The sequence below is a fragment of the Ruegeria sp. YKSD179 genome, assembly GCF_059612885.1.
In genome coordinates this window covers 1-9,974 of the sequence record NZ_JBXWRL010000089.1, presented here as the reverse complement: position 1 = coordinate 9,974, position 9,974 = coordinate 1, and the positions used below count along the sequence as shown (strand labels likewise).

Sequence of the window (9,974 nt, the reverse complement as noted above, 5' to 3'; positions counted from 1 at the left end):
TGAAAGACGTTCTTGGCCAGATCAAGGCCGATCGTGGTAACTTGCATGGGGTGACTCCTCTCTCGCAGATAACGACACCTGCACTATGGCGCATCGCGACGCCGATGGAGCGGGAGCCATCCACCCCATCTGCAAAGCAGACATTCATTAATAAAACCTGCCAATGACCGCACCGAGCCCTTCTCAGACCTTGATCGCGTGCGCAGCATTCGAAACGATGGGCAGAAACACTCGGCTGCATTCGATGGCATAGCAAAAAGGTGTTTTAAAGTTGTCAAACAACTTCGCACAATGGAGAACCAAATGTGTCGATCGATCCTGATGCTGCTAATGGCAATGTGGATATTGAGAGGTCCAGCATCATCCCAACCGCTCTTTGAGGAATCTAGGCGACCGCTGAAGCGGTCATGCTTGCGATGGTACTGGTGCAGCTTCCTCTAAAAGCCTCTTCGATTTCAGAGAGGTCCAGAATTCGCTGGGGATCGGAGTTTTGAACCACGTAACAATCTGTTCTAGCTCTACCTTGTTCCTTGGCCCTGGAATAACGGAGGAAATAATTTCATGGCCAAGGGGGAATTGCAGCGCAGCCGCCGGCAGCGGGATCGAAAATGCTTCTGCTTCTGCGCTGAGCGCTCGCGCCTTTTCCACGATCTCGGCTGGAGCTTTGGCGTAGTTCCACATTTCCCGGCCGACAAGAATTCCCGAGTTGAAGGGACCGCCACAAATGATCGAAGTGCCCGCAGCCGCGCAGGCCGGGAAAAGCGTATCCAAAGGCGTTTGTTCCAGCAGCGTGTAACGACCCGCCAAAAGAAACACGTCCCAGTCACCAACACCTAGTGCTTCCATGCAGACCTTGTTTTCATTGACGCCTAGGCCAATCGCTTTGACATTGCCGGATTTGCGCAACTCATCCATTGCGCGATACCCGCTTTCGGAAAGGTCTTTGAAATGCTGGACGTTTTCCTTTCCGTGTTGGAAGGTGCCGATATCATGAGCTAGGAGAATATCTATGCGATCGAGCCCCAGCCGTTGCAGGTTGTCCTCATAAGCGCGCATGATGCCATCGTAGCTATAATCATAGACGACATGGAAGGGCAGCGGATCAATCATCCCGTAGTCCATCGGATTTTCGACGGCCCCAGGATGCAGCAGCCGACCAACTTTGTCGGAAAGAACGTAATCGGTACCGCGCAGCACGTCGCCCATCACCCTTTCGGACCTACCAAACCCATACCAAGGAGCTGTGTCGAAAAAGTTGAGGCCCGCTTCTCTTGAGGCTTGAATTAGTTCGGCGGCTTGTTCATAGCCCAAGTCCGCGAAGTTACCCCCGAGCGGAGCGCCGCCGAGCCCGAGCACGTCAATCATCAACTTTGTACGTCCGACCTGTCGTTTTTCCATCTTCGTCATTCCGTTCATTCGGTATTGTTTATGCCGTTGGGCCCGCTGTCTACGGCATTAGCTGGCCGCCGTTGACCTCGATGGTTTGTCCTATGATGTAACCGGCAAGCGTGTCAGAGGCGAGGAACAAGTATGCACCGACGCAATCGACAGCGACGCCAAGTCGCCCTTGTGGCACCGTGGAAAGCATCGCGTCCAGTTGTTCCTGCGTCGAATACCGCTCATGAAACGGTGTGGTGATCACACCCGGTGCCACGGCATTCACTCGAATGCCGTATTTGATCCACTCTTTCGCCATGCCGCGTGTCACATTCGATACAAAGGATTTAGAAGACCCGTAGAGCCCCGCGCCGTTGCTGGCACCGTTGCGTGCGGCGATAGACGTCGTGTTGATCACGAAGCCACCTTCCTTCTTTAGGTGCGGAAACGCAGCTTTGGATGCAACAAGGATCGACCGCGCATTCAGATCCATGATCTCATTATAGTCTTTTTCGGTAAACTCTTCGTACGAGACTCGGCGCACCATCCCTCCTGCGTTATTAATCAAACCACGCAACCCGCCCAATCGAACCGCAGCATCTTCGACGGCGACCCTAAGCTCTTCAGAATTGGCAGCGTCCGCACGGAAAAGTTCGACGACCCCACCTGTTTTTCTGATTTCTGCTGCCAGAGTTTCCGCGGCCTGTTTAGATGAATTGTAATGCAAACCGACTATCGCCCCTTGAGTGGCAAATGCGCGGGCCAACTCGGCCCCAATCCCGGTCGATGCGCCTGTGATCAAAACTCCTGCACCCGTGAACTCTGGTAGTGAGATTTCCGAATGTGACATCTGTGTGATCCTTTTCGAGTCTTTATATCGGGTGTCTTGTTATCCAGACCTGTCAGTGTTCCCAATTTTTGCATAACCGGTGTTCAATGCTGCTAAACCAATATCCATAAGCTCTCTTTGGTCTCTACGTCCCTCAACACCCCAACACGAGAACGGCTATCTTGCACTGTAAAGTTAGGGGTGCGTTACCCCCTTGCTGTCATGCGTCTTCAAGCGTTAGAGAGTATTGATTTATCTCAACGGCGTTTTTTGTCCGCTTAGCGGTCATGGCCAAATTTCTGGCCAGCGTCTGCTAGTTTACGAAGCAGCTGTCGCGCAGAGTGCACCGTTTATGGTTCAAAGCCCTCAGATCTGCGGATCTGCACCTTGGTATCTTCCGACCTCGCCGGTGCGACTTTAGGAATGGTGATGGTCAGCACGCCATCCTTCAGATGTGCATCGACGCCTCCTTCATCCGCATCCGGCGGCAGCCGGAAGGAACGGCTAAACGAGCCATACTGCCTTTCTGAGAAGAACCATGTCTCGCCCTTTTCTTCGCGCTCGGTCTGCTTTTCTCCCTTCAGTGTTACCATACCGTCATGAACGCTCAGGTCGATGTCCTCTTCAATCACCCCCGGCAGTTCGACGCTTATACGGTAAGTGTTTTCCGATCCTGACGCCTCCGACGCCGGGGCCAGCCATTCGGATACACGCGTCCCGACCTGCCGAAGAGGCTCATAAAGCGAAGGCCAAAAACCACTGGTGTGAGATTTCTCAACCATCTCCACGCTCTCCTCTCTGATAGATTGGAGAGATATTGAGCTGGTCGCCGTTTTCCGTCCTTGATCCGGATCAAACGAGAATGCCTGCAATGTCCGTAGAGCAAACCTTGGCGCTTCGTTGGATTGGGTCTGCTATCCAACCCTAAGCGGACATCCGACAAAAGTGATCAGATTTCTGCTTCAGCCCAGAGCAGACGGTCGAAATTTTTGTGAGTTAGAACCAAAGCCCGAGGCGATTGAAGCCGATCAAACGAGAAGCCGTAGTCTTTTTGGGTCAGTTGCGGAATAGCTAGGGCAACAACATTCCGCGGATCATAAAAAAGAACATGGATGCAAGAGTAGCTGCTAAAGGGACCGTGATAACCCAAGCCGCTGCAATTCGGAGCAATAAGTTGCGCTTGACCAATTCGATCCGATGCACCCTGCCGAGAGCTTTCCGTTCTTTCTTAGCCAAGACACGGTCGGAGGAAGCCTGTGCCTTCATATCGCGTAATATCTCGCCCTTAGTCGTGACGTCAGCAGCTTCAAATCTCTCGAGGAATGCTTCAACCGCTTCTGGGTCATGGTCGGCGTGGTGCTCTCTAATTTCGTCCAACATGCGGGCGTAGCTGGACTTGATGTATTCGCGAAGGAATCCGACGCCGAATACACCCCCCACAGCGATATGGGTGGAACTGACTGGCAAGCCTAGCTGTGAGGCGACAATAACCGTAATCGCCGCCGCCATCGCGATGCAATATGCGCGCATTTTATCAAGTTCGGTGATCTCGCTTCCTACGGTTCGGATCAATTTGGGTCCATAAAGCGCGAGACCGAGAGAAATGCCTATGGCTCCAACCGCCATTACCCATATCGGAATAGAGGCTTTCGTGGCCACGGCACCGGCGGCGATCGCTTCGTTGATACCCGCCAGTGGGCCCACTGCATTAGCGACGTCATTGGCACCATGAGCAAAACTCAGGAGCGCTGCTGCAAAGATTAGCGGAACGGTGAAGAGATCGTTCACGCTTGATTTTTTATTTTCCAGACGCTTTGTCGCGTTTGCGACATACGGACGAATGAGAAAATAAACGACGATTGCAAGCAACAGGCCAATCACCAGCGCTGTAGGGAAGTCGACCTTCACCAACTTCTTTACACCTTTGAGCATCAGGTACGTGCCAAAGGCCCATGCCATTACAGCGACAAGTAATGGCACCATTTGGTTGGCCGCAGTCAATACGTCCGATTTATAGGTGATCGTGCGTTTGATGATGTAAAGGAAAGTTGCCGCAATAACTCCTCCAAGTACGGGAGAAATAATCCAGCTCGCCGCGATCATCCCAACCTGGTACCAGTCCGCTATGCTCCAACCGGCCGCAGCTATTCCAGCCCCAAGTACGCCACCGACGATTGAATGCGTTGTGGAAACCGGGGCACCGACGGCTGTGGCGAAGTTCAGCCACACCGCTGCCGCGAGTAGAGCTGCCGTCATCAGCCAGATGAATGTGTCTCGGTCCGCCACCAAGTCCGGGTCGATAATGCCTTTTTTTATTGTGCCGACAACATCGCCCCCCGCAATCATGGCGCCGCCTGCTTCAAAGAAAGCCGCAATCAGGATAGCGCCGGTCAAAGTAATTGCTTGGGACCCGACGGCGGGGCCAACATTGTTCGCCACGTCGTTCGCGCCAATGTTCATAGCCATGTATCCACCGATCATTGCGGCGACGACCAAGAGCACTCCGTCTGTTCCGCCTTCCGATCTGGCCATTGCTACCAGCATGATGCCGACGATGAAGAGCAGAGCCGTACCAAACCGGAACAGTTCTTCGCGGTTTAGGCGAACTGCTTTTTCTACGCGTTCAGTTCTCAGCATGCACGGTCCAACGGTCTCAAGTAGCAATACAGTTCAAACAATTTGGGCAAGTAGAATTTCTACGCCATGATTTGAATCAATGAGACATGTACGTTGCGGTAATAATAACACCGAGGTCAGAAAGCGCCCGGGTTTGGGATGTAATATCGGCTAAGAACCGTGGCGCTATACGAATATTGGTCGAGGTTAGTGTGCGGTCTTCCTGCAGGTCGATAACCGCACCATTCGGTGTTTTTGTGATCCAGAATTTGGACTGATTGAATGATCAAGTACTACCTACCGGTCGCAATTGGCGCGCTACTAATTGCCTTCTGGGTAAGTCCTGACGCGCAGATTGTTGCAGCTGGTATCGCTATTTTTTTGTTTGGCATGCTGATGCTTGAAGACGGCTTCAAGCTACTTGGAGGCGGTACATTAGAACGAATGCTTCAGCGAGCGACACAGTCCGTTTCGCGATCGCTCTTATTCGGTTTTGTCTCTACTGCGTTGTTGCAGTCCAGCTCACTGGTTTCGGTTATCACGATCTCATTTTTGAGTGCTGACCTTATTTCTCTGATAGGTGGTGTGGGGATAATCTTTGGTGCCAATATCGGAACGACGACGGGTGCGTGGTTGGTCGCCGGGCTAGGATTGAAGGTAAATATCGCAACTTACGCCATGCCAATTATCGGCCTCAGCATAATCCTTGTATTTCAGAAGCCGAAGGTGCTCCGTGGCATTGGTTACGCCCTTGGTGGACTGGGATTTCTGTTCTTGGGCATTCATTACATGAAAGAGGGTTTCGACGCGTTCAAGGACCAGGTCGACCTAATGCGATTCGCACTGCCGGGATTTTGGGGACTGGTGGTCTATTGTTTATTGGGGACTGCCGCGACCTTGATTATGCAGTCGAGCCACGCGACGATGGTGCTTACTCTCACCGCGCTTGCTGCTTCACAAATTAGCTATGAAAACGCACTGGCTCTGGCGATCGGGGCTAATATTGGAACCACGATTACGGCGATTATTGGCTCGATCAGCGCCAATTTTCAGGGCAAGCGATTGGCATTGGCGCACTTGATCTTCAATACAATCACTGCGGCGGTAGCTTTGGTTTTCATAGTCCCATTGGGTGAGATGGTTGACCTGATCAGTGGTGCCGTGGGCATCGGCGCGGAAGATTATGCTCTGAAGTTGGCGGTGTTCCATACCATCTTTAACGTGCTCGGCGTCTTGCTCATGTTACCATTTATGCGAGGGCTGATCTCCTTTCTTGAACGCAGTATCGTCGAACCAACCCCGGATGTCAGTCAACCGCGTTACCTGAACGATGCGGCCGATGATTTCCCACAAACTCTTGAGATCGCACTTCGAAAGGAAGTTATGCATCTCTACGAAAACGCGATGACGCTGATCTTGCATGGTTTGAACCTGCATCGGAAGGATGTTTTTGGCGCGAACAGCGTTGCAGAGGTGGTTCGAAACAGTCGAACACCTTCCGACATGGATATCGAGGAAAGTTACCGACGCAAGATCAAGACGCTCTATTCCGCCATTGTCGAATTCTCGACGCGCGTTGGGGAAAGACGTGTCGAACCAGACGTGGCAGAACGAGTTTACGCACTGAGAGATGTGGCTGGCGACATCGTTCAAGCGGTTAAGTCTGTTAAACACCTGCGGAAGAACATCTTGCGCCACACTGTACGGTTTTCCGGGAGTGCAACCGAACTTTATGATGACCTCCGTACTGAAATTGCCAGAATACTCGTCGAGATTCAAAAGCTTGAAGACGCAGAACCGGAGGAGCGTAGTGCACTCTGGCTTGATCAGGAACGTGCACAAGTAGAAGAAGACGCCCAGACCGCTGCGCGCCGTGTAGAACAGCTCATTCGAAAAAACCAACTCACTCCCGATGCTGCAACTTCATTTCTCAACGATTCGGACTATGCCTATAGCGCGATGCGCAAGCTGATCGAAGCAGCGAGAACCTTTTATATCGAACGAGACAACGCTATGGCCGAAGTCGAACGTTTGTTGGCTTTGGAAGAAGAAGAACTCGGTGAGTATGGGACTGAGAACGACGCGCTGTCTAAGGAAGACAAATCCGAAAAACGTCACAGTCAAGTCGCAGAAAGCAAATAGTATGCTGAGATTGTGCAACGGTCCGCGGGGGGCATTCAGATGGCACTGAAAAAACTTGCCGAAAAAATGGCTGAGTACAACTCGCGCCTTGAGGCAGGCAAAGCGGAGAAAATTAAATCCAGCCATGTTCAAAAGGTACTAAAGAAGCTTCGCAAGAAAGCAACTGATCTTGAAGCCGAAATTCATTTGGAGAAAAATCCTGACAGGAAAGCCAGACTAGTTCGAAAACTCGGAACAGCGCACGAAAGTATAAAACGGGCGGAGTGGCTATTGAGCGAGATTGACTAGAACTCTGCTCCTGTCTTTGAAAATTGGCGGAGTCGTGAGGAGGGCCTTCGTAGCCATTTTGAGCCTGATGCCAACACCCTTGAGCGCCTAGTTTAAGCATTCTTAGCCGTCAATTCTGTTTGAGCACCGAACGGTGGGTTTGTCCGCAATGAAGACATTGAGCGGAATTCACCCAACCATTGCTTCGCGCACATTGCACACGTGTTGACGCATGCGAAGTTTGCAGAAATTCGCCGCTGTTCACTCCTCCGTCTACAACCATTTCAATCAGGAACGATCTCTCACGAGTAGAAGCGGACACAATTTGATTGGACTGAATTAGATAGCGTGTTCAATGCGCAAGAATTTGACCAACCAAGTGAATACCGTATTGTTGAATATGGGACAAAATAAAGACCCGGAGAAAGCGCCATGGCGCCTTCCTAGATCAACGTAAAACAGGGTATATTATGAAAAACTTTCTTTTGGCTTTGCCAGCGGCCGTACTTCTCACAGCCTGTGATGAAGGTAGCACAACCAGTGCTACGTCGGCGGCACCAACCGCGGCTGAGCAAGCTTGCTTGCGTGATGTCACCGCGACAACCAACAATCCGGATGTGGCACTGCTCGGTTCGGAGTTTTCTGAAGCCGGGACGTTTGTGCGCGTCGGCGTCGGACCGGACCGCGCGCCATGGCAGTGCATCGCTTACAGTGACGGTACCACAGACGGTATAATGTCGCTTACTAACGAAGGAACGCTCTAGTTTTGCGAAGTAGCTTGCTGGAACGTTGCGATGACTGATGCTGTGCAAAGCCGCGATTTGGGTTTTCATGTTGCTGTGGGCAGGCGCGACTTTCATCTTTATGACAGGAACCTTCGGCTGGTTTGAACAGCCAAGAGATCCCTTGTCTGGGCTATTTCTTTTACCCTTGGGCCTACCGTGGGTTCTTGCAATTGAATTTGCGCCGGAGACCGCCAGGCCACTGTTAGCAGTACTGGCGCCGTCAGTGAATTTGGTGATTTTGGTGGGATTATGCAGGAAAAAGAATAAAGCAAATTAGCCTCTATAATGGTGACAAAGCTCAGAGCATTAGGAGACAAACACATGGGCAAACTGATTTTGGGACTGGTTATAGGGCTGCTTGTGGGCGGTATTGGTGGCGGGATGCTGGGCATCGGCAGTGGCGCTGGAATGGGCATCGCTACCGGGCTTTCAGCCGGTGTTTGCGGGATTGCAAATGCAGCGCAACAGGAGGGGCTTCTGACAGAAGAACAGGTCGATCAAGTCTTTAACCGTGCTGTCACTAACCTGAGAGAACTGACTCCGGACGCGGAAGAAAACGGGGATGCGATCGTCGGAGCGGCCAGCGAATGTGATGCAGTATTGCAGCAACTGCGCGACGCGGCGGTGTCTAATTAATACCAGGAGAGTTTAGTTGTGCGATCAAAGGTTCTGGCTTTATCTCTTTGTATCTCGCCGACATTCGCCTCGGCCGCTGACGTCGGACAGGACGCGATTGACGGTTGCATCGACCAATCGCGTGCTGTGGGTGGGCCGGACGGACAAAGCGGCACTGTTCTGTCTACAGAGTTTTCCGAAGCAAATTCGCTCGTCATGCTGCAAGACAAAGGCGAGACAGTCTGGAGATGTCTTGGGTCCAACGACGGTCAAGTCGCTGAACTCAGCGTCGCGCAGGCCGCCGATGACGGCCAAGGCGCAATGGCGGGGTCCGGCGGTATACCCGTAGTTTCAGGAACCCAACGGGTCCAATTCGCGGCAGGTACCAGCGGCGCAGCGATGTCGGGCACATTGAACCCGAATATTTCAGTGAGCTACGTGCTCGGCGCGGCAGATGGTCAGTTCATGCGCGTGGACGTGGGTTCCCACGGTGGCGCGTTAGACTACAAAATTTTCAACCCGGATGGCTCGCTCTTTCTAGACCTGATCTCTTCTGACACCCCTTATCGAGGCCAACTTTGGCAGTCTGGCGATCATGTGGTCGAGATCCTAAACGCCGGGGCGAAACCGGTCACCTTTGATATTGGTATCGGCATCGAGTAGCCACTGAGTTCAACAAGCAGGAAATCCAATGAAGTCACTTGATCCCTTTGTGGCTGGAGTTGCCGCACTTGGCCTTGCCGCATGCGATACTCCAAGCACTTCTATCAAACCGGGCCAACCTGCTATTGGTAGTTCAAGCGATTTGACTGCTTTCGAAGGAGCACGTGCGGGCCAAGCGGAGATGGGCATACAGAACCTCGGGTATGAGTTGATCCGTTCCGAGGGTCTCACGTCATTCTGGTCTAACCGTGATAGTGGCGCTTGCGCGCGGATAACAACGGCGGATGGTCGCTATTCTGATGTGACTATGCTGCCTTCGGAGGACTGCTGATGGATTGGGTGCACGCGATTGTCATGGGCCTATTGTGTGGTGGCGCATATTGGGCTGTAAGAAGTATGGGTTGGTTTGAAAACCGCTCAAAAGTTCAACAAGCGTTGATTTTCTTTCCGATCATTTTCATCGTCGTTTTGATCTTGAACCTGATTTGGCCATCAGCCTGATCGCTGCGCCGTTTGAACCTCGCTGACGGTCTTGTCAGAAGAACTTTGCTTGAACGGGGCAGGGGGTTTGCGTAGCGTTTGGGAATGACCAAACCTGCCTCCTTCAAGTACTTCAAAACCAGTCCCGAGATCATCCGTCTTGCGGTGATGCTGTATATTCGGTTTCCACTCTCGCTTCG

11 protein-coding genes and 1 pseudogene are annotated in these 9,974 nt (G+C 52.2%); 8 read left to right on the top strand and 4 right to left on the bottom strand.

The window, feature by feature from the left end:
• Positions 1–405 precede the first annotated feature (405 nt).
• The 4 genes from AC2FNE_RS23685 to AC2FNE_RS23670 all read right to left on the bottom strand — a co-directional run bounded on the left by AC2FNE_RS23685 (position 406) and on the right by AC2FNE_RS23670 (position 4,843).
• Positions 406–1,398, bottom strand: coding sequence for an aldo/keto reductase (locus AC2FNE_RS23685; protein ID WP_496806462.1), 993 nt, complete (start codon positions 1,396–1,398; stop codon positions 406–408).
• A gap of 49 nt (positions 1,399–1,447) precedes the next feature.
• A complete protein-coding gene (locus AC2FNE_RS23680; RefSeq protein WP_496806461.1) occupies positions 1,448–2,227 on the bottom strand; it encodes an SDR family NAD(P)-dependent oxidoreductase in 780 nt (259 codons plus the stop codon).
• Between the two features lie 329 nt (positions 2,228–2,556).
• The gene (locus tag AC2FNE_RS23675) at positions 2,557–2,988 is read right to left on the bottom strand and encodes an Hsp20/alpha crystallin family protein (RefSeq protein ID WP_496806460.1); all 432 of its coding nucleotides are present in this window, start codon (positions 2,986–2,988) and stop codon (positions 2,557–2,559) included.
• A 289-nt stretch (positions 2,989–3,277) separates the two neighbouring features.
• Positions 3,278–4,843 carry an inorganic phosphate transporter gene (locus tag AC2FNE_RS23670; protein WP_496806459.1) on the bottom strand — a complete coding sequence of 522 codons (1,566 nt, stop codon included), beginning with the start codon at positions 4,841–4,843 and terminating at the stop codon, positions 3,278–3,280.
• Between the two features lie 261 nt (positions 4,844–5,104).
• Between AC2FNE_RS23670 and AC2FNE_RS23665 the strand changes: the two genes are divergently transcribed.
• The 8 genes and pseudogenes from AC2FNE_RS23665 to AC2FNE_RS23630 form a co-directional block, all read left to right on the top strand.
• Positions 5,105–6,964: a Na/Pi cotransporter family protein gene (locus AC2FNE_RS23665; protein ID WP_496806458.1), complete on the top strand. Its 1,860-nt coding sequence runs from the start codon at positions 5,105–5,107 to the stop codon at positions 6,962–6,964.
• A gap of 39 nt (positions 6,965–7,003) precedes the next feature.
• Entirely contained in the window at positions 7,004–7,252 is a 249-nt protein-coding gene (locus tag AC2FNE_RS23660) for a hypothetical protein (RefSeq protein WP_171722464.1), read from the top strand.
• A gap of 449 nt (positions 7,253–7,701) precedes the next feature.
• Entirely contained in the window at positions 7,702–7,995 is a 294-nt protein-coding gene (locus AC2FNE_RS23655) for a hypothetical protein (RefSeq protein ID WP_170482827.1), read from the top strand.
• 342 nt (positions 7,996–8,337) lie between these two features.
• Entirely contained in the window at positions 8,338–8,652 is a 315-nt protein-coding gene (locus tag AC2FNE_RS23650) for a hypothetical protein (RefSeq protein ID WP_093964951.1), read from the top strand.
• 18 nt (positions 8,653–8,670) lie between these two features.
• Complete coding sequence (locus AC2FNE_RS23645) at positions 8,671–9,294, top strand: hypothetical protein (RefSeq protein ID WP_496806457.1); 624 nt, start codon at positions 8,671–8,673, stop codon at positions 9,292–9,294.
• Positions 9,295–9,322: 28 nt separating this feature from the next.
• Complete coding sequence (locus AC2FNE_RS23640) at positions 9,323–9,625, top strand: hypothetical protein (RefSeq protein ID WP_254442665.1); 303 nt, start codon at positions 9,323–9,325, stop codon at positions 9,623–9,625.
• On the top strand, positions 9,625–9,795 hold the full coding sequence (locus AC2FNE_RS23635) for a hypothetical protein (RefSeq protein WP_170482832.1): 171 nt from the start codon (positions 9,625–9,627) through the stop codon (positions 9,793–9,795). The genes AC2FNE_RS23640 and AC2FNE_RS23635 overlap by 1 nt, the downstream gene beginning before the upstream one ends.
• Before the next feature lie 84 nt (positions 9,796–9,879).
• A pseudogene (locus AC2FNE_RS23630) lies at positions 9,880–9,974 on the top strand (IS6 family transposase); the annotation flags it as partial.

Bases quoted from the DNA above. Each gene is read 5' to 3' on its own strand.
- AC2FNE_RS23665 (WP_496806458.1), top strand. From the start codon at position 5,105: ATGATCAAGTACTACCTACCGGTCGCAATTGGCGCGCTACTAATTGCC.
- AC2FNE_RS23680 (WP_496806461.1), bottom strand. From the start codon at position 2,227: ATGTCACATTCGGAAATCTCACTACCAGAGTTCACGGGTGCAGGAGTT.
- AC2FNE_RS23640 (WP_254442665.1), top strand. From the start codon at position 9,323: ATGAAGTCACTTGATCCCTTTGTGGCTGGAGTTGCCGCACTTGGCCTT.
- AC2FNE_RS23660 (WP_171722464.1), top strand. From the start codon at position 7,004: ATGGCACTGAAAAAACTTGCCGAAAAAATGGCTGAGTACAACTCGCGC.
- AC2FNE_RS23670 (WP_496806459.1), bottom strand. From the start codon at position 4,843: ATGCTGAGAACTGAACGCGTAGAAAAAGCAGTTCGCCTAAACCGCGAA.
- AC2FNE_RS23675 (WP_496806460.1), bottom strand. From the start codon at position 2,988: ATGGTTGAGAAATCTCACACCAGTGGTTTTTGGCCTTCGCTTTATGAG.
- AC2FNE_RS23650 (WP_093964951.1), top strand. From the start codon at position 8,338: ATGGGCAAACTGATTTTGGGACTGGTTATAGGGCTGCTTGTGGGCGGT.
- AC2FNE_RS23635 (WP_170482832.1), top strand. From the start codon at position 9,625: ATGGATTGGGTGCACGCGATTGTCATGGGCCTATTGTGTGGTGGCGCA.
- AC2FNE_RS23655 (WP_170482827.1), top strand. From the start codon at position 7,702: ATGAAAAACTTTCTTTTGGCTTTGCCAGCGGCCGTACTTCTCACAGCC.
- AC2FNE_RS23685 (WP_496806462.1), bottom strand. From the start codon at position 1,398: ATGGAAAAACGACAGGTCGGACGTACAAAGTTGATGATTGACGTGCTC.